Below are 18,497 nucleotides of genomic sequence, written 5' to 3'. Positions count from 1 at the left end.
CAAAAAAATTAAAATTTTTCTCTAATTTTTTTCATAAAAAATTATTAAAAAATTTTCATAATTTTTTTAATTTTTTTGTATAATGTTTTTTTTAATTTTTAAAGGAGAGAATATGAGTGCAAAATCTTATGTAAATGACACGCTTGAATTAATCAAAACTTATTCAGCTAGACAACCTATATTTTTACAATGTGCAACTGAAGTTTTAAAATCAGTTATACCATTGTTAGAAAGCAATAAACAATACGAGCAACACGCAGTATTGCAAAGACTTGTAATGCCTGAGCGAACAATAATTTTTAGAGTTGTATATATTGATGATAGCGGTAAAGCACAAACTCATTTTGGTTATAGAGTGCAATTTTCTAGCACACTTGGACCTTATAAAGGTGGGCTTAGATTTCACCCAACTGTAAATCTTGATATTTTAAAGTTCTTAGCATTTGAGCAAATCTTTAAAAACTCTTTAACAGGTCTTTATATAGGCGGTGGTAAAGGTGGAGCAAACTTTGATCCAAAAGGCAAAAGCGATGCAGAAATTATGAGATTTTGTCAAGCATTTATGAGCGAACTTAGCAAGCACATAGGTTATTCAACTGACGTTCCTGCAGGAGATATTGGCGTTGGAGCTAGAGAGCTTGGATATATGTTTGGAGCGTATAAAAAAATCACTTCTAAATTTGATGGAACCCTAACAGGTAAAAAAATTAGCTGGGGTGGTTCATTAGTTAGAAAAGAAGCAACAGGCTATGGAACTGTGTATTTTTCTAATGAATTATTAAAAGAAAAAGGCGAAGGCTTTGAAGGTAAAACTTGCGTTGTATCAGGTAGTGGAAACGTTGCTATTTATACTATTGAAAAGCTAAATCAATATGGAGCAAAAGTTGTAGCAGTAAGTGATAGCGATGGTTATGTATATGATAAAGACGGAATTGATTTAGATTTATTAAAAGAAGTGAAAGAAAATTTAAGACTTCGTGTAAGTGATTATGCAAACCGCAAAAAAGGTGCTGTATTTGTATCTAAAGTAAATTACGAAAAAGGAACTAATGGTATTTGGAGCATTCCTTGTGATTATGCTTTCCCTTGTGCTACACAAAACGAATTAAGCTTACTAGATGCAAAAAATCTTCATAAAAATGGTTGTAAATTAATCGCTGAAGGTGCGAATATGCCTTGCACACTTGATGCTCAAAAGTTCATTTTAGAAAACAAAATGTATTATGCACCAGCAAAAGCAGCAAACGCAGGTGGGGTTGCTACAAGTGCATTAGAAATGCAACAAAATGCTAATATGACTTCTTGGACATTTAGCGAAGTTGATGAGAAATTACATAAGATTATGAAAGATATTTATGCAAGAACTTCGGCTACTGCAAAAGATTTTGGCTTTGAGCATAACTTACTTGCAGGTGCAAATATTGCAGGCTTTAAAAAAGTTGCAGATGCTATGATAGACCAAGGCTATATTTAAGCCTAAAAGCCCTATTTTTAGGGCTTTTTTGACAAACTTAACATTAACTTTCTTTTATTATTATTTCCCTTTAAAATTAAAAAATCAGGTTAAATATGAAAACAATATTATATGTAAGTGCTATTAGCTCTTTTTTATATGCAAACACTATAAGTGATATTGAATTTAAAGGCTTATATCATTTATCAGCAGAACAAGCATTAAAGGCAATAGATTTAAAAGTAAATAATGAAATCAATATATACAAGATTAATAATGCTGTAAAAAATCTATTTTCTTATGGATATTTTGATGATATTTATGTAGATGAAAATAATGGAAAGCTTACTTTTAATGTAGTAGAAAAGCAATTCATCGCAAAAGTAAATATCAAAGGAACTTCAAGTAATGATAAAAAGCAAATTGAATCATTTTTAAGTATTAAAAAAGGCGAAGCTTATAATGAAAGAAAAATAAGCGAAGCAAAAGAAAAAATCATTCTCTACTATCAATCTCGTGGTTTTTATGATAGCGTTGTAGAAGTTGAGACCCAAGATTTAGAAAATAATGCTGTTGTGCTTAACTTTAATATAAATCGTGGAGAAATAATAACTATTAAAAAAGTTAATTTAATAGGAGCAAATAAGCTTAATTATAGTGATTTTGACCCAGTAATAGCAAATAAAGAAAAAGAATTATTAGGCTGGTTTTGGGGTTTTAATGATGGTAAATTATATTCAACCGAACTTCCAAATGATTCAGCAAGAATTAAAGATGAATATATGAAAAAAGGCTATCTTGATGCTAATGTTTCAAGTCCTTATTTAGAAGCAAATATGCAAAATTATAAAGCTGAATTAACTTATTATATAAACGAAGGCAAGCGTTATAAAATAGAAGAAATAAGCATAGAAAATCCTTTAGAAAATGAATTAAAAATCAATATAAAAGATTTAAGAAGTAAAAAAGGAAAATACATAAACTCAGAAAAAATTCGCTCTGATATTGAGTTTATAAAAACTAAATTCCAAGATAAAGGCTACGCTTTAGCAGAAGTTTATCCTGATATTGCCAAAAATGATAGCGATGGTTTAGTAAAAATTGATTTTAAAGTTAATTTAGGCAAGATTTATAATATAGGTGAAGTGATTGTTAAAGGAAATGACAAATCTTTAGATAAGGTAGTAAGAAGAGAGCTTTACCTTACTGAAGGTATGCAATTTAGCAAAACCGACTTAAACGATAGCATAATTGCACTTAAAAAAACCGGATATTTTGAAGAAGTTGATATCACTCCAAAACCTAGCTTTACGGGAGATATTGATTTATTAGTAGAAGTTAAAGAAAAAGCAACAGGCTCAATTACAGGTGGCGTTGGATATAGCACTGCTGATGGATTTTTAATGAATGCTTCTGTTAGCGATAGAAATATCTTAGGTAGTGGAATGTATGGCGGAGTTAATGTTGAAAAATCAGATAAAGATGTGACGGGTAAAATCTTTTTAAATAATCCTAGATTGTTTGATTCAAAATTTTCAAGTGGTTTTGATATATATAGCTATAAAAGAGATTGGGATACTTACGAAGAATATAACAATGGTTTAGAGCTTAGCATAGGAAGAGAATTTGCTAGATATTGGGGAGCTGGTGCTATTTATAATTACGAGCAAAGTGATTTAAGAAAAGCAACTATTGAAATGATAGCAAGTGGTGAAAAATTAGGAAAATCAAAAAAATCAGCTATTACTCCTTATATTTATTTTGATAATACTGATGATTTTTACTTGCCAAGAAGTGGTATTTATAGTAGAGCTGCATTTACTTATGTAGGTTTAGGAGGCGATCAAAAATATAAAAAATTCGCTTTTGATTTCAAATACTACAAAGGCTTAAAAGAAGATTTTGATACAGATTTAATCTTTAGATTTAGAACTTCATTTAATAAACTATTTAATTATAAAAACACCCCTATAAACTCAAGGTTATATCTTGGTGGTTTAAGAAGTGTAAGAGGATATGAAAGCGATTCTATCACCCCAAAAGGAATAGGATATTATGACCCTGCAACACACTCAAAGGTAAATAAACCAGGTAGTGGAATAATCGCTTATCCTTATGATAAAGGGGGAGCAATTTCACTTAATTCAAGTGCTGAAATAAATTTCCCTTTAATAAATAAATTAAAACTTCGTGGTTCAATTTTCTATGATTATGGTATGATAGGCGAAAAGAAATTAAACGAGATAAAAAGACAAAGTGCAGGAATTAGTCTTGATTGGACTACTCCTATGGGGCCACTTGTGTTTGTATTCTCAAAACCTCTTGATAAAAAAGCAGGAGATAAAACAAATACTTTTGAATTTAGTATAGGAAGTCAATTTTAGGAGATAAAATGAATTTTGCAGATATTTTTAACTTTAGAAAGGCTCAACCAAAACCAAGTGAAGCACCAAATCACTGGGTAAAGTGTGATAATTGCCATGCTTTAATGTATTATAAAGAAGTAGCAAGCTGTTTTAATGTTTGCCCAAAATGTGGATTACATATGAAAATTAGTCCTAAAGAGCGTATTGAAATGCTTGTAGATGAAGGAAGTTTTATAGAATATGATAAAACTTTAAGAGCAAATGACCCTTTAAAATTCGTAGATTCAAAAAGCTATAAAAAACGCTTAAGCGAAAGTGAAGAAAAAACAGGAAGAACAAGTGCGGTAATTTCGGGAGAATGCAAAATCGGTGGAATTGGCGTTCAATTATGTGTGTTTGATTTTTCTTTTATGGGTGGTTCTTTAGGTAGTGTTGAAGGCGAAAAAATAGTTCGTGCAATTCAAAGAGCTATGGAGAAAAAAGAAGGATTAATAATAATAAGTGCAAGTGGTGGTGCTAGAATGCAAGAAAGCACTTATTCACTAATGCAAATGGCAAAAACTTCAGCAGCCTTAAAACTGCTAGCTAGAGAAAGACTTCCTTATATATCAATTCTTACAAATCCTACTTTTGGTGGGGTATCAGCTTCATTTGCTTGGCTTGGGGATTTAGTTATCGCTGAACCTATGGCACAAATCGGCTTTGCAGGAGCTAGAGTAATTAAGCAAACAATAGGCGCTGATTTACCTGAAGGATTTCAAAGTGCCGAGTTTTTATTAGAACATGGACTTATTGATGCTATCGTAACTAGAGCTAATCAGCGTGAATTTTTAAGCGATTTTTTACGATATTTTAAATGAATATAAATATTTATTTTATTCAAAAAAAATTAGAAAAACTAAGCGAGATTGAAAATAGATTTATAAAACTTATAAATCAGCATTCAAAGCTTAGTTTAAATAATGTTTTTTCAAAACAAATTGCAAAAGCTCAAGATTTAGGCTCAAATGAAGCAAAACTTGAATATGCAAAAGCTTATATGCCTTACAAAAAACCTTTTAGCATAGCACTAAGCGAAAGGGGTAAGAGTATTGATAGTATTGAGTTTGCAAGTTTATTAAAAGATAAAAATGAGATTAATTTTTTTGTCGGTGGAGCTTATGGATTTAGCGATGAGTTTTTAAATGAATGTGATTATGTTTTAAGCTTTTCTAAGCTTACCTTTTCACACGAATTAGCTAGAATTGTGTTACTAGAACAGATTTATCGTGGTTTTTGTATAAACAAAAATCATCCTTATCACAAATAAAGGGGAGTTATGAAAATTAGAAACTTTTTTATTTATTCTATTTTGTATTTAATTATAGTAGGCTTTATTGTAATTGTATTTTTCCATGATTTATTAGCTACTAAAAGAGCTGTTGAAATAAGCGTTTTTAATTATCAAAAAACTTTGGAATTTGAAAACGTAATTTGGGTTGGCTTACCTTTAGCAGTTTATATGGTTTTTGCTTTACTTTATTTTTATTCTTCGTTTTTATCACTACATTTTGCAAAAAAAAGACTAGTAAAAGACGGGAAAAAATTTGAAAATTTCTTAGAAGAATTAGTATTAGAAAAAAACAATAGCTATAAATTTAAAACAAAAGAATTTCAAGAAGCAAGCGAATTAGTAAAATCGCTTTATTACAAACAAGCAGGAGCTTTAGGGGATAAATTAAACAATGCAATAGCAATAAGAGCTATGATTGAAAACGGAGAAATCTGTGATTTAAAACCTTTTAAGCTAGGAAAAGATAATGAACTTTTCTTAAAAAATGAAGCAAATAAAGCTAAGCATGATTTAAACTATGCTTATAATTTACTTAAAAATCAAGATGAAATCAACGATGAAATAAGCCTTAGTGCTTACAATAATTTAATGCTAAACGGACTTTATGCAAATATTAAAACTCTTAAAATCCAAAAAAGCAAAGAAGATGTAAAAATACTTTTAAATAGATTTATAAACGATGATTTAAGTCTAAGCAATGCTGAGCTTGAAGTTTTGATTTTTAGTGTTGATTTTAATGAAAGCGAGTATTTAGATATAGCAAAAGATTTATTTACTAAGCTTGAGCCTGAGAGTATAAAAGGGATTTTTTATAAATTAAAAAATGAAAAAGAATTAGCCTTTAGAGCTTATTTATATTTACTTGCAAAACTTGCATTAATTGATGAATTAATAGAGCAAATTTATAGTAGTGAAGCTAATTTAGAAGATTTTAAACTAATAGTATTTTTAAAAGAACAAGGTAAAACATACGATGTTGACAAACTTATTTGCTAATTCTAAACCTTTAATTTTAGCACCTATGGCAGGTCTTAGCGACCTTGCCTTTAGAAGACTTGTAAAAAAATTTGATTGTGATATTACAATTAGCGAAATGATTAGCTCAAATGCTCTTGTATATGAGAGCGAAAAATCACGCACAATGCTAGAAAAAGATAAAAGCGAAATACCTTTTATAGCCCAAATAGCAGGTTCAAACAAAGAAATAATAAAAAAAGCAGTTGAAATCATAAATAACGAAGAAAACATTCACGGAATTGATTTTAACTGCGGTTGTCCTGTAAATAAAGTAATAAAACAAAACGCAGGTTCAGCACTTTTAAAAGATTTAGATACTTTAAAATCCTTGCTAGATATTATAAAATCAAACAATAAAGTAGGAACTACAAGCGTTAAAATTAGGCTAGGATTTAATGAATGCGAAATAGAAAAAATAATAACAGCTCTAAATGAATTAGAATTAGATTTTATAAGTATTCACGGAAGAACTAGAGCTGGAATGTATAGCGCTAAAGTAAATTACGATGCTATTAAACTAGCAAAATCTTTAGCAAAAACCAAAATCGTAGCAAACGGCGATATATCTTATGAAAATCACAAAGTTGTTTTAGAGCATACAAACGCAGATGCTTTAATGATAGGAAGAAATGCTATCGGAAATCCTTGGATTTTTTCAGAAATTAAAGGAAAATCTAAAGATATAAATAAATGCGAAATTATCTTAACTCATTTTGAATATATGTGTGATTTATATAAAGATTATGCTTGTTCATTATTTAGAAAGCACTTGCACGAATATTCAAAAGGCTTAGCAAATGCAAGTGAATTTAGAAATGAAGTAAATCGCATAAATGAACCTAAGATTATGTTTAATATTATAAAAGAGTTTTTTGATGCAACAAATTATTAAAAACCTTGATTTAGTTGAGTATTTAGATGAATTATTTGTAATGTTTGCAAGAAGTAAGCCTTTGTTTATTCAAGGCGATACAAACTTACACCTTGCAAGAATAAATGAATTATGCGAATATGAATTAAAAGAAATAAAAAGCGTAAAAGATTTAAGCAATGCTTTAAATCATATTAGTAAAAAGGGTGTTTTACACCTTGATGAGATTGAAGAGTTTATAAAAATTATAAATTATTTTAAATACTTAGCCCAAATTCCGTTTTCAAATTCCTTTCAAAAATATCTTGAAAAAATCGTAATTCCTAAAGAAATTGAAGATATTTTAAAATACTTTAAAGATGATAAATTCGATGAAGATAGCGATGAGAGTTTAGTAAATATAAAAGCAAAAATAAAAGAGCTAAATCAAAGCATAAGCCAAAGCCTAAGAGCTACAATAAATCAAAAAAACCTTGAAAGCTATTTAATAGATACGCAAATTCACTTTATTTTAAATACTGAATGCTTGTTAGTTAGGGGTGGTTTTGCAAAAGTTCTTGAAGCAAATATTATCTCAAGAAGTAGCGGTGGGGGATTTTATGTTGAACCTAATAATATTTCAAATTATAAGCAAGGCATAAGAAGACTGCAAAACGAAGCAGATGAGAAAAAGTACGAATATGCCAAAAAATTTAGTGAAATTTTATCAAAGCACTTATTGTTTTTAAAATTTATAAATAAAGAATTTGATTTAATTGATAGCTATATTGCAAGGGTTAATTTTGCTAAGAAAAAGGATTTAAGCTTTATTGCTCCAAGCAATGATGAAAAAATAATCTTAAGTGAGTTTTGCCACCCTGCACTAAATAATCCAAAGCCTGTTAGTGTTGAGTTTAACGAACAAGTATTATTAATAACAGGTGTAAATGCTGGTGGAAAATCAATGTTACTTAAAAGCCTAATGGCAGCTAGTTTTATGGCTAAATATTTAGTTCCTATGAGAATTAACGCTAATAAATCAAAAATAAGTGCATTTAAAGAATATATAAGCATTATAGAAGACCCACAAATGGCAAAAAACGATATATCAACCTTTGCAGGAAGAATGTTGGCTTTTGCAAAAATGAATGGAAAGAAAAACTTCTTATTAGGAGTTGATGAGATTGAATTAGGAACTGATTTTGAAGAAGCAAGTTCGCTATTTTTTACCCTAATTTGTGAGCTTAAAAAACATGGAAAATTAATAATCACAACTCATCATAAAAGACTTGCAATGCTACTTGCTAAAGAAAATGGAGTTAGTCTATTAGCAGCTTTATATGATATTAAAAATGAGCGTCCTAAATATGAGTTTTTAGCTGGAATTGTTGGTAAATCTTATGCTTACGAAACAGCTTTAAGATATGGAATTCCTGCAGGCTTAATTGAGCTTGCTAAAAAAAGCTTTAGTGAAGCTGAGCAAAATATAAATGAAATGCTAAATAAAAACCTAGAGCTAGATGCAAAACTTAAAATGCTAATAGCAAATAATGAAAAAAAAGAAAACAAGCTAAACTCTCTTTTAGAAAACTTAAAAGACAAAGAAAACAAACTTCAAGATGAATACAAAAAAAGAAGAAATGAATTAGAAAACGAGTATTTTAAAGCTATAAATGCTGCTAAAAAAACTCTTGATTTTAGCGACTTAAAAGACAAGCAAAGACAAATAAATGCAGCAAATGCACTAAAGCAGCAAATAAAACCTGAAGCTGTTAAAAGAGCTGATTTTAAGGTAGGTGATTTTGTAAAATATGAAAAAATTAAAGGCAAAATCATCGCATTAAACAAAAATATAGCAACCGTGCAAACTGATATGCTACAATTAAAACTTGATATTTCAATGTTAAAAGCAAGTAGCGAAATTCCTAAATCAAATTCTAGCAAAGTTACTTATGAAAAAAATGTAAGTAATGCAAGCGTAAAGCTAGATTTACATGGTTTAAGAAGCGAAGAAGCAATTGATTTGCTTGATAAATTTATTTCAGATTCTTTGATTGCTGGATTTGATGAAGTGATTGTGTATCATGGAATAGGAACTGGTCGTTTAGCAGCAGTTGTTAAAGAATATTTAAAATCAAGCAAAAGCATAAAAAGTTTTAGTGATGCACCTGCAAATGCTGGTGGGTTTGGAGCTAAGATTATAAAATTATAAGGCGTTAATATGGAAGCTAGGGATTTTAAAAAAATAAAAAATGTTTTATATTTATTAGTTAGTGTTTTTTTATTACTTAATCTATATCTTTTTATGGATTCAAGAAATTATGTGAAATTATTTGCAGAAAGCTATCTTCATTCTTTAATGAATAAAGAAAAAACAAAAACCCTACCTGAACTAGATGAATTCACAATAGAAAATGGCAAAATCATTGTAAAAAGTGGAAAAGAGCCAAAATTAAGCGAATTAGAATTACAAGATTTAATCAAAGATGAAGAGATTTACCAAGCTATAAAACTTAATAAAAATCATTTTGAAATAAAACATTATGAATTACAAGATGGCGTTTATTACGGATTTAGCGATGATTTTTATCTTACTAATTCAAGATTTTATCAACTTTATGTGCCTTTATTTTTAAATGCCTGTTTTTTTATTTTGATGTTTATTTTATATAAACAAAAAAAAGCCATAGAAAATCAATACCAAAGAATAATCTCAACTTATAATAAAAGAATAGAAAAACTTGAAATTGAAGCTAGTATTGACCCGTTAACTCAGCTAAAAAATAAAAGAAGCTTAGAAAAATCAATAATTTTAATGAAAAATCCAAAACTTTTATTAGTAGATATTGATGAGTTTAAAAAGATTAATGATTATTTTGACTCTAATACTGCTGATAATTTATTAAAACATATTGCACTAATAATGAGCGATTTTGCTAGTGATAACGGCTTAGAAGTTTATAGATTAGATGGGGATTTATTTGCACTTTTAGAAGATAGCATAGAAGATGAGCAAAGATACGAAGAATTAGTAACAGAACTTATGCAAGAGCTTAAAAACAAAGACCTTACAATAGAATATAACAACCAAACAGCAAGCATAGTTTTAACCCTTACAATGGGGCTTTGTTTAGAAAATGAAAACACTATAAAAAAAGCTTTTATTGCTTTAAAAAGAGCTAAAAAAGACAATAAAAACTTCGTATGTTATTCAAAATTCTTAGATGAAGAAAAGGAATATTTCAATCAATTAAGCACAGCAAAAAGGGTTCAAAGTGCTATTGCAAAAGATGAAATTTTACCATTTTTTCAACCTATTTTTGATAAAGATAAAAATATTTTAAAATTTGAATCCCTTGTAAGAATTGTGAAAAAAACTCCAGAAGGAACGGAAGTTATCACTCCAGGTGCGTTTTTAGCAGTTTCAATTAAAATGAAACAATACGAAATAATAGAAAACTTCATAATAGAAAAAGTAGTGCAAACTTTAGTTGAGAATAAAGATGTAACGCTTACTATAAATCTAGGCGGAAGAGATATGATAGATAGTGCTAAAAACAATAAATTCATAAACCTTTTAAGAAGAACAGGTGTAGCTGAACGCTTAGTTATTGAAGTATTAGAAGATGAAAATGTCTCACAAAATGAAAAAATAAAAGACTTCTTAAAAAGAGCAAAAGAACTAGGTTGTAAAATCGCCATAGATGATTTTGGAAGCGGTTTTAGCAATTTTGCTTATTTATTAGAGCTTATGCCGCATTACATAAAAATTGATGGAAGTATTATAAAAAATATCACAAATGATGAAAAAAGCGAAAACATAGCAAGAACAATTGTGCTATTTTCTAAATCTCTTGGTATTAAAACCGTTGCTGAATTTGTTTGCACTGAAGATATATTTAATAAATGTGTAGAAATCGGCGTTGATGAGTTTCAAGGATTTTATTTAGGAAAACCAAGCCCAACTTTTTCTCAAGAAGAAATTGATTTGGACTTTTATCAATTAAAGGAAAAAGATGCTTAAGAAATTATTTTTAGAACTTTTAAAAGAGCCAAGCGTTACGCCAAATGCGTGTAATTGTTATAAAATAACTAAAGAATTTTTAGCTGATTTTAGTGAAGAAATAATTAAAAGAAACGAAACTTCAAATCAAATCTTAAGCAAAACTTTTAACGAAAAAGGCTTGCATATTTGCTTTTGTGGTCATATTGATGTAGTTCCTGCTGGAAATGGCTGGGATAGCGAGCCTTTTACACCTATTATAAAAGATGATTTAATAATTGCTCGTGGCACTCAAGATATGAAAAGTGGAGTAGCTGCATTTTTGCATGCTATAAAACAATTTAGTCAAAATGATATAAAAAATATAAGAAAAATTAGCGTTATTTTAACAAGCGATGAAGAAGGCGATGGAAAAGACGGCGTTATAATGGTTTTAGATGAACTAAATATTCGCAATGATTTGCCTGATATGTGCATAGTTGCAGAGCCAACTTGCGAAAAAGAATTCGGCGATAGCATAAAGGTAGGTCGTAGGGGTAGCATTCACGCAAATATTAAGATATTAGGCACTCAAGGTCATGCGGCATACCCTGCAAAATGTGTAAATCCAGTGCATTTAGGAGCTTCGTTTTTATCTAAAATCGCTGGATTTGATTTAGATAATGGTAATGAATTTTTTGAGCCTAGCAAGATTGTAATTACTAATGTAAATGCAGGAATCGGTGCATCTAATGTAACCCCAAGTGAGTTTAAAATAATGCTAAATGTAAGAAATTCACCACTTACAAGCAAACAAGATTTAAAGGAATTTTTAGAACAAAATCTAAAGAATTTAAATTATGAATTAGAGATTAATCAAAGCTCAGAGCCATTTTATACAAACGCTAATTCAATTCTAGTTAAAAATCTAAAATTAGCTTTAGAAAATAAAGGCTTTAAAAATCCTAGCCTTAATGCAAAAGGTGGCACAAGTGATGCAAGATTATTTGCAAAATACGGTGTTGATGTTTGTGAACTTGGAGTTATTAATGATAAAATCCATGCAATTAATGAAAGCGTGCCATTTAGTGAAGTTTGTGCTTTAAGCGATGTATTTTTAGAATTTTTAAACATTTGCGAAAGGAATTAAATGTTAATTGATAGTGAAATTGAATTAATCAAAAAAGAATTAAATGATGATTTAGGCAGGGGAGATTTATTTTCACAACTTAAAAACTACGACATTATAAAAGCAAGTTTAAAGGCTAAAAGTGATGGAGTTTTTGCAGGAGAGCCTTATTTTAAAGAGATTTGCAAAATGCAAAATATTGAATATGAATTATTTATAAAAGATGGGCAAAGCTTTAAAAAAGGCGATATTTTAGCAAAGTTTAAAGCACTTAAGACAACTTTATTAATGAGTGAAAGAACCTTGCTTAATTTTATTCAGCATGCAAGCGGGATTGCTACAAAAGTTGCTTCAATGAAGGCTTTGATTAAAGACTATGATGTGGCTTTGCTTGATACTAGAAAGACAAGACCTGGTTTAAGGGTTTTTGAAAAATACGCAATTCGCTGTGGTGGTGGGCAAAATCATCGCTTAGGCTTAGATGATTGTATAATGCTAAAAGATACTCATTTAGTTGGCGTAAAAGATTTAAAAGCTTTCATAAAAGAGCTAAGAAGCAAAATCCCTTACTATACTCCAATAGAAATTGAATGCGATACACTTGAGCAAGTAAAAGAAGCTTTTAATGCTAATGTTAATGCGATTTTACTTGATAATATGAGCCCACAAGAATGTGAAAAAATCGTAAAATTAAGAGATAGTTTAGGTATAAAAGTCATTTTAGAAGCAAGTGGGGATATCAACGAAAATACCATAGTAGAGTATGCTAAGAGCGGAGTTGATGTAGTAAGCTCAGGCTCAAATATTTATAAGGCAACTTGGGTTGATTTTTCTATAAGACTTGGTGAGTAATTATGGCTGATGATGCAGAAAAAACGGAAGAACCCACCGACAAAAAGATAGAAGACGCCAGAAAAGAAGGAAATGTCGCTAAAAGCCAAGATGTTGCAGCACTTGTAACTCTTTGTGTTGGTTTTGGCTTTGCTTTGTTTTGGGTATATTTTTTGCATGAAAGAATTACAGCTTTATATATTTATTATCAGAGTTTAATAGGCAGTGAAATTGATAGGAAATTGCTTTACAAGATAGGTATTAAGACTCTACTTGAACTTACTTTAATGGTATTACCACTTGCGATTGCGATTGCGATTGCAGGAGTAATTGCTAATGTAATGCAAATAGGATTTAATTTCACACTTAAACCCATAATGCCTAATTTTGGTAAAATCAATCCATTAAAAGGCATTAAAAATATAATTTCAATGAAAAAATTAGTTGAGCTTGTAAAAATTATCTTAAAGGTTAGCGTAGTTTTTGGCATAGTTGGATATTTTATTTATAGCTTTTTGCCAGGACTTAGCCATTTGGCAATACTTCCATTAATTAAGCAAATGGCATGGTTAAGGGATAAAATCATCATACTTTTTGGAGCTGTTATATGCTCGTTTTTAGTATTTGGAATACTTGATATTTTTATCGTTCGTTTTCAATATTTTAAAGGGCTTAGAATGAGTAAGCAAGAGATAAAAGATGAATACAAGCAAATGGAAGGAGACCCGCAAGTAAAAGCAAAAATTAGGCAAATCCAAATGCAAGCAGCAAGAAATCGTATGATGCAAGATGTCCCTAATGCTGATGTTGTAATTACTAACCCAACTCACTATTCAATCGCACTTGCTTACGATAAAACAAAGCATAAAGCTCCAGTAGTCTTAGCAAAAGGAGTTGATAATATCGCCTTTAAAATAAGAGAAATAGCAAGAGAGCATAATATTCCTATTTATGAACAAAGAGAATTAGCAAGATCTCTTTATAAGATTTGCGAAGTAGGAGATGAAATACCTGTTGAATTATATAAAGCAACTGCAGAAGTTCTAAGAATTATTGCTAATATGAATAGATAATTTTCAAAGAATTTGAAATAGGAATTTCGTTTAATTCCTATTTCAAATTCTTTAGCAAAAATCATTAAAAAGCCCTAATTATTACACTTTGTTTAATTGCTGAAATTACAATTATTTCCTTTAAACATAGTAAAGGAATAGTAATGTTAGATGTAATGCAAATTCAAGAAATTTTACCACATAGACCACCATTTTTATTAGTAGATAAAATAACAGAAATTAATTTAGATGAAGGTTATGTATTAGGCTATAAAAATGTTAGTATAAGTGATCAAGTATTTGCAGGTCATTTTCCAGGACACCCTATTTATCCAGGAGTTTTAATTTTAGAAGGTATGGCTCAAACTGGAGGAATTTTAGCATTCCAAAGTATGAAAGATAGCGTTGATCCTAAGAGCAAAGTAGTTTATTTTACAGGTATGGAAGATGTGAAATTTAAATCACCTGTAAAACCAGGCGATCAATTAGTTTATAAAATGAGCGTTGTTAAAAATCGTGGAGCTATGTGGGTATTTAGTGGCGAGGCTTATGTAGGTGATACATTATGCACTCAAGCAATTTTAAAAGCAATGATAGTAGATAAATGATTTCAGATTTAGCAGTAATTGAAAATGGTGCAAAAATAGGCAAAAATGTTTGCATAGAGCCTTTTGCATATATAGGAAGTAATGTAGAAATTGGTGATAATTGCATTATTAAAAGTGGTGCAAGAATTTTAGGAAATACAAAAATAGGAAATAATTGCAAGATTTTTTCTTATGCTATTTTAGGAGATATTCCTCAAGATATTTCATATAAAGAAGATGATTTTTCAGCTTTAATTATAGGAGAGAATACTACCATTCGTGAATTTTGCACGATTAATTGCGGAACGCAAAAAGGCGATGGTTACACAAGAGTGGGTAAAAATAACTTCATAATGGCTTATGTTCATATAGCTCATGATTGCACTCTAGCTGATAATATAATCTTAGCAAATAACGTAACTTTAGCAGGTCATGTTGAAGTTGGTTCATTTAGTGTAATTGGCGGACTTACTCCTGTTCATCAGTGGGTTAAAATAGGCGATTATTGTATGCTAGGTGGTGCTTCAGCTTTATCTCAAGATTTACCGCATTTTTGTTTAGCAGAAGGCAATCGTGCTTATGTTAGAAGTCTTAATTTAGTAGGACTTAGAAGACATTTAGATAAAGATAAAATTAATGAAATTAGTGATGCGTTTAGTAAGATTTTTAGAAGTAAAACAGGGCTAATTAGCGATAGAGCAAAAGCTTTATATGAGAGCTCAACTTGTCCTGAAGTATTAAAAATGTGTTCGTTTATATTAAATACTAAGCGCGGAATTCCAACAAAAGGTGATAGAAGTGAGTAATAATATTTGTGGTTTTTGTGGTAAGAGTTATCCATTTGACTTGCTTTCAAATGGTAAAGGTAATACTATTTGTCCTACTTGTGCTAGTGTTATTTTTAAAATGTATGATACAAAAGACAAAGAATTAGCAGTAGAAGACATAGCAGATAGTTTAAAAGACATTAGCTCAAAAGCATTAAAGGCTCATTTAGATAATTATGTAATAGGTCAAGAAAGAGCAAAAAAAGTTCTAAGCGTAAGCGTTCATAATCATTATAAAAGACTTATGAGTAATACAAACGAAAGTGATGTAGAGCTTGCAAAATCAAACGTTTTATTAGTAGGACCAACAGGAAGTGGAAAAACACTTCTAGCTCAAACAATGGCAAAAGCTTTAGATATTCCTATTGCAATATGTGATGCTACAAGCTTAACAGAAGCAGGATATGTTGGAGAAGATGTTGAAAATATCTTAACAAGACTTTTACAAGCAGCTGATTATAATGTTGAGCGTGCAGAATGTGGGATAATCTTTATTGATGAGATTGACAAAATCGCAAGAAAGGGAGAAAATCGTTCAATCACAAGAGATGTAAGCGGCGAAGGCGTTCAGCAAGCATTGCTTAAAATCATTGAAGGAAGCATAGTAAATGTTCCACCACAAGGTGGTAGAAAACACCCTAATCAAGAATTCATTCAAGTAGATACTTCAAATATTTTATTTATTTGTGGTGGTGCTTTTGATGGCATTGAAGAGATTTTAAAACAAAAGCAAGGCGAAAATGTAATGGGCTTTGATACAACTAGCGTAAAACTTAGTGAAGACGAGCTTTATTCACACATTGAGCCTGATGATTTAATTAAATTCGGACTTATTCCTGAGCTAGTTGGAAGATTACATGCGATTGCAAGTCTTAATGAAATTAGCGAAGATGATATGGTAAGAATTTTAATTGAGCCAAAAAACTCAATCATCAAACAATATCAAAAGATTTTTGAATTTGATGGGGTAAAACTTGAGTTTGATAAAGAAGCGTTATTAGCAATTGCTAAAAAAGCACTTGATAGAAAAACAGGGGCAAGAGGACTTCGTGGTATTTTAGAGCAATTATTGCTTGATTTAATGTTTGATTTAGACAAATACGAAGGTTATGAAATTATTATAAATAAAGATTTCGTTAATGGCGAAGGCGACGCTGTATTTTTAAAAATTAAGGATAATAAATGATATTAGACCATTTAATAGGACTATTTTCAAGTGATATGGGGATTGATTTAGGAACGGCTAATACTTTAGTATTAGTAAAAGATAAAGGCGTAGTTATTGATGAGCCAAGCGTTGTAGCAGTTCAGCATACAAAATACGGAAAAAGCAAAATCCTAGCAGTTGGTAAAGAAGCTAAAGAAATGTTAGGCAAAACTCCAAGCGATATTCAAGCAATCCGCCCTATGAGAGATGGCGTTATTGCTGATTTTGATATGACTGAGAAAATGATACGCTATTTTATAGAAAAAACTCACAGAAGAAAGAGCTTTTTACGCCCTAGAATATTAATATCAGTTCCTTATGGTCTAACTCAAGTTGAACGCAAAGCTGTAAGAGAAAGTGCTTTAAGTGCAGGTGCTAGAGAAGTTTATCTAGTAGAAGAGCCAATGGCAGCAGCAATCGGAGCAAATCTTCCTGTGCAAGAGCCTGTTGGCTCACTTGTAGTTGATATCGGGGGTGGAACTACTGAAATAGGTGTTATTACTTTAGGTGGTCTTCATACAGCAAAAAGTATTAGAACAGCAGGAGATAAGCTAGATAGCTCAATTGTAAATTATGTAAAAGAAAAATATAATCTAATAATAGGCGAAAGAACTAGCGAAGATATAAAAATACAAGTAGGCTCAGCTATCCAACTACCAGAAGAATTAACAATAGTAGTAAAAGGAAAAGACCAAGTAAAAGGACTTTTAAGCAAGGTTGAGTTAAGTAGCGAAGATATTCGTGAAGCTATAAAAGAGCCTTTAAAAGAAATCGCTGATGCACTTAAATTTGTATTAGAAAACACAAAGCCTGAACTTGCAGGCGATATTGTAGAAAATGGTATCGTTTTAACTGGTGGTGGTGCATTAATTCGTGGAATTGATAAGTATTTAAGCGATATAGTAAAATTACCTGTATATGTTGCTGATGAGCCACTTCACGCTGTTGCAAGAGGAACTGGAAAAATATTAGAAGAAATATCATTGCTAAGACAAATAGTAAATGATGAATAAGTTTAAATTATTACTCTTAATTACTGCATTATTTGCAAGCTCATACTATCTAGTAGCTGATGTAAGGAATGCAGTTTTAGGAGTTAATGATTTTTTCTTAAGCAAATTTTTTAACGCATATGATTACACAAGAGAAAAAATTTCAAGATACTTTAATCAAGTAAATCAAATTGAAGAATTAAACCAAGAAAACAAAAGCCTTAAAGCATACAAGATTTTATATGATAATTTATTGCTTGAATACAATAATCTAGCAAGAGCTCATAATCTTAAAAAATATGATTTTGAATTAAATTTAACAAGGGTTTTGTCTTATGAAAAAATCGGAAGCTTGACAAAGTTTTGGATGAATTATGAAGATATTAAGCCAAATATTACTTATGGACTTGTTTATGAAAACAATGCCGTTGGCATAATGTTTTCTAATAACAATAGAGCTTATGCTTTAAGTTTAAATGATGATAAATGTGCCTTTTCTGTTATCGTAGGTAAAAGCAAAACTCCAGCGATTTTACAAGGTAGCAAAAACGCAATATATATTAATTTTATTACCGATTATAATGAATTAAATATAGGCGATGAGGTTTATACGAGTGGAAAGGATTTGATTTTTCCTGAAGGCATTTATGTTGGAAAAATAAGCAAAATAATTGATGAAGCAGGTTATAAAAAAGCTGTTTTAGAAGATACGAAAACCCTTAGCCCTTATAGATATGTTTATGTAGTGAGCAAAATCTAATTCCTATTTCAAATTCCACGAATTTTTTATAACTTTAAACCTAACTAAGATTATAAAAGAGCATATTAGCTCTTTTATAAATATTAACGAAATATTGCAGTTAAAATAGAG

16 protein-coding genes are annotated in these 18,497 nt (G+C 30.0%); all 16 read left to right on the top strand.

The window, feature by feature from the left end; genetic code table 11:
- Positions 1–112: 112 nt before the first annotated feature.
- The 16 genes from gdhA (at position 113) to mreC (ending at position 18,386) form a co-directional block, all read left to right on the top strand.
- A complete protein-coding gene (gdhA, locus tag AVANS14531_RS01085; protein ID WP_239817368.1) occupies positions 113–1,474 on the top strand; it encodes an NADP-specific glutamate dehydrogenase in 1,362 nt (453 codons plus the stop codon).
- Between the two features lie 95 nt (positions 1,475–1,569).
- On the top strand, positions 1,570–3,837 hold the full coding sequence (gene bamA, locus AVANS14531_RS01080) for an outer membrane protein assembly factor BamA (protein WP_442862382.1): 2,268 nt from the start codon (positions 1,570–1,572) through the stop codon (positions 3,835–3,837).
- 8 nt (positions 3,838–3,845) lie between these two features.
- Entirely contained in the window at positions 3,846–4,679 is an 834-nt protein-coding gene (gene accD / locus AVANS14531_RS01075; protein ID WP_239817370.1) for an acetyl-CoA carboxylase, carboxyltransferase subunit beta, read from the top strand.
- Positions 4,676–5,128, top strand: a complete 453-nt coding sequence (locus tag AVANS14531_RS01070) for a 23S rRNA (pseudouridine(1915)-N(3))-methyltransferase RlmH (RefSeq protein WP_239817371.1) — start codon at positions 4,676–4,678, stop codon at positions 5,126–5,128. Before accD ends, AVANS14531_RS01070 begins: the two co-directional genes overlap by 4 nt.
- A 9-nt stretch (positions 5,129–5,137) precedes the next feature.
- On the top strand, positions 5,138–6,148 hold the full coding sequence (locus AVANS14531_RS01065; protein WP_239817372.1) for a hypothetical protein: 1,011 nt from the start codon (positions 5,138–5,140) through the stop codon (positions 6,146–6,148).
- On the top strand, positions 6,126–7,061 hold the full coding sequence (locus AVANS14531_RS01060; RefSeq protein ID WP_239817373.1) for a tRNA dihydrouridine synthase: 936 nt from the start codon (positions 6,126–6,128) through the stop codon (positions 7,059–7,061). The genes AVANS14531_RS01065 and AVANS14531_RS01060 overlap by 23 nt, the downstream gene beginning before the upstream one ends.
- Positions 7,045–9,231 (top strand): endonuclease MutS2, encoded by a 2,187-nt coding sequence (locus AVANS14531_RS01055; RefSeq protein ID WP_336610996.1) that lies wholly within the window; start codon positions 7,045–7,047, stop codon positions 9,229–9,231. Before AVANS14531_RS01060 ends, AVANS14531_RS01055 begins: the two co-directional genes overlap by 17 nt.
- Positions 9,232–9,240: 9 nt before the next feature.
- Positions 9,241–11,043, top strand: a complete 1,803-nt coding sequence (locus AVANS14531_RS01050) for an EAL domain-containing protein (RefSeq protein ID WP_336610995.1) — start codon at positions 9,241–9,243, stop codon at positions 11,041–11,043.
- Entirely contained in the window at positions 11,036–12,151 is a 1,116-nt protein-coding gene (dapE, locus tag AVANS14531_RS01045; protein ID WP_336610994.1) for a succinyl-diaminopimelate desuccinylase, read from the top strand. The genes AVANS14531_RS01050 and dapE overlap by 8 nt, the downstream gene beginning before the upstream one ends.
- The gene (gene nadC / locus AVANS14531_RS01040) at positions 12,152–12,982 is read left to right on the top strand and encodes a carboxylating nicotinate-nucleotide diphosphorylase (protein ID WP_336610993.1); all 831 of its coding nucleotides are present in this window, start codon (positions 12,152–12,154) and stop codon (positions 12,980–12,982) included. It abuts the gene before it with no gap.
- Complete coding sequence (gene flhB, locus AVANS14531_RS01035; protein ID WP_336611030.1) at positions 12,982–14,034, top strand: flagellar biosynthesis protein FlhB; 1,053 nt, start codon at positions 12,982–12,984, stop codon at positions 14,032–14,034. The genes nadC and flhB overlap by 1 nt, the downstream gene beginning before the upstream one ends.
- Positions 14,035–14,177: 143 nt before the next feature.
- Positions 14,178–14,621: a 3-hydroxyacyl-ACP dehydratase FabZ gene (gene fabZ / locus AVANS14531_RS01030; protein ID WP_239817379.1), complete on the top strand. Its 444-nt coding sequence runs from the start codon at positions 14,178–14,180 to the stop codon at positions 14,619–14,621.
- Entirely contained in the window at positions 14,618–15,406 is a 789-nt protein-coding gene (gene lpxA, locus AVANS14531_RS01025) for an acyl-ACP--UDP-N-acetylglucosamine O-acyltransferase (RefSeq protein WP_239817380.1), read from the top strand. The genes fabZ and lpxA overlap by 4 nt, the downstream gene beginning before the upstream one ends.
- Entirely contained in the window at positions 15,399–16,613 is a 1,215-nt protein-coding gene (gene clpX / locus AVANS14531_RS01020; RefSeq protein WP_239817381.1) for an ATP-dependent Clp protease ATP-binding subunit ClpX, read from the top strand. The genes lpxA and clpX overlap by 8 nt, the downstream gene beginning before the upstream one ends.
- A complete protein-coding gene (locus tag AVANS14531_RS01015; protein WP_239817382.1) occupies positions 16,610–17,647 on the top strand; it encodes a rod shape-determining protein in 1,038 nt (345 codons plus the stop codon). The genes clpX and AVANS14531_RS01015 overlap by 4 nt, the downstream gene beginning before the upstream one ends.
- On the top strand, positions 17,640–18,386 hold the full coding sequence (mreC, locus tag AVANS14531_RS01010; protein ID WP_336610991.1) for a rod shape-determining protein MreC: 747 nt from the start codon (positions 17,640–17,642) through the stop codon (positions 18,384–18,386). The genes AVANS14531_RS01015 and mreC overlap by 8 nt, the downstream gene beginning before the upstream one ends.
- The last annotated feature ends 111 nt before the right edge of the window (positions 18,387–18,497 follow it).

Source organism: Campylobacter sp. Cr9, from assembly GCF_020138295.1.
Taxonomy (GTDB): Bacteria; Campylobacterota; Campylobacteria; order Campylobacterales; family Campylobacteraceae; genus Campylobacter_E.
This window is presented reverse-complemented; position numbering and strand designations above follow the sequence as displayed.

Bases quoted from the DNA above. Each gene is read 5' to 3' on its own strand.
- accD (WP_239817370.1), top strand. From the start codon at position 3,846: ATGAATTTTGCAGATATTTTTAACTTTAGAAAGGCTCAACCAAAACCA.
- bamA (WP_442862382.1), top strand. From the start codon at position 1,570: ATGAAAACAATATTATATGTAAGTGCTATTAGCTCTTTTTTATATGCA.
- AVANS14531_RS01060 (WP_239817373.1), top strand. From the start codon at position 6,126: ATGTTGACAAACTTATTTGCTAATTCTAAACCTTTAATTTTAGCACCT.
- AVANS14531_RS01050 (WP_336610995.1), top strand. From the start codon at position 9,241: ATGGAAGCTAGGGATTTTAAAAAAATAAAAAATGTTTTATATTTATTA.
- AVANS14531_RS01015 (WP_239817382.1), top strand. From the start codon at position 16,610: ATGATATTAGACCATTTAATAGGACTATTTTCAAGTGATATGGGGATT.
- AVANS14531_RS01070 (WP_239817371.1), top strand. From the start codon at position 4,676: ATGAATATAAATATTTATTTTATTCAAAAAAAATTAGAAAAACTAAGC.
- AVANS14531_RS01055 (WP_336610996.1), top strand. From the start codon at position 7,045: ATGCAACAAATTATTAAAAACCTTGATTTAGTTGAGTATTTAGATGAA.
- dapE (WP_336610994.1), top strand. From the start codon at position 11,036: ATGCTTAAGAAATTATTTTTAGAACTTTTAAAAGAGCCAAGCGTTACG.
- fabZ (WP_239817379.1), top strand. From the start codon at position 14,178: ATGTTAGATGTAATGCAAATTCAAGAAATTTTACCACATAGACCACCA.
- mreC (WP_336610991.1), top strand. From the start codon at position 17,640: ATGAATAAGTTTAAATTATTACTCTTAATTACTGCATTATTTGCAAGC.
- gdhA (WP_239817368.1), top strand. From the start codon at position 113: ATGAGTGCAAAATCTTATGTAAATGACACGCTTGAATTAATCAAAACT.
- AVANS14531_RS01065 (WP_239817372.1), top strand. From the start codon at position 5,138: ATGAAAATTAGAAACTTTTTTATTTATTCTATTTTGTATTTAATTATA.
- lpxA (WP_239817380.1), top strand. From the start codon at position 14,618: ATGATTTCAGATTTAGCAGTAATTGAAAATGGTGCAAAAATAGGCAAA.
- nadC (WP_336610993.1), top strand. From the start codon at position 12,152: ATGTTAATTGATAGTGAAATTGAATTAATCAAAAAAGAATTAAATGAT.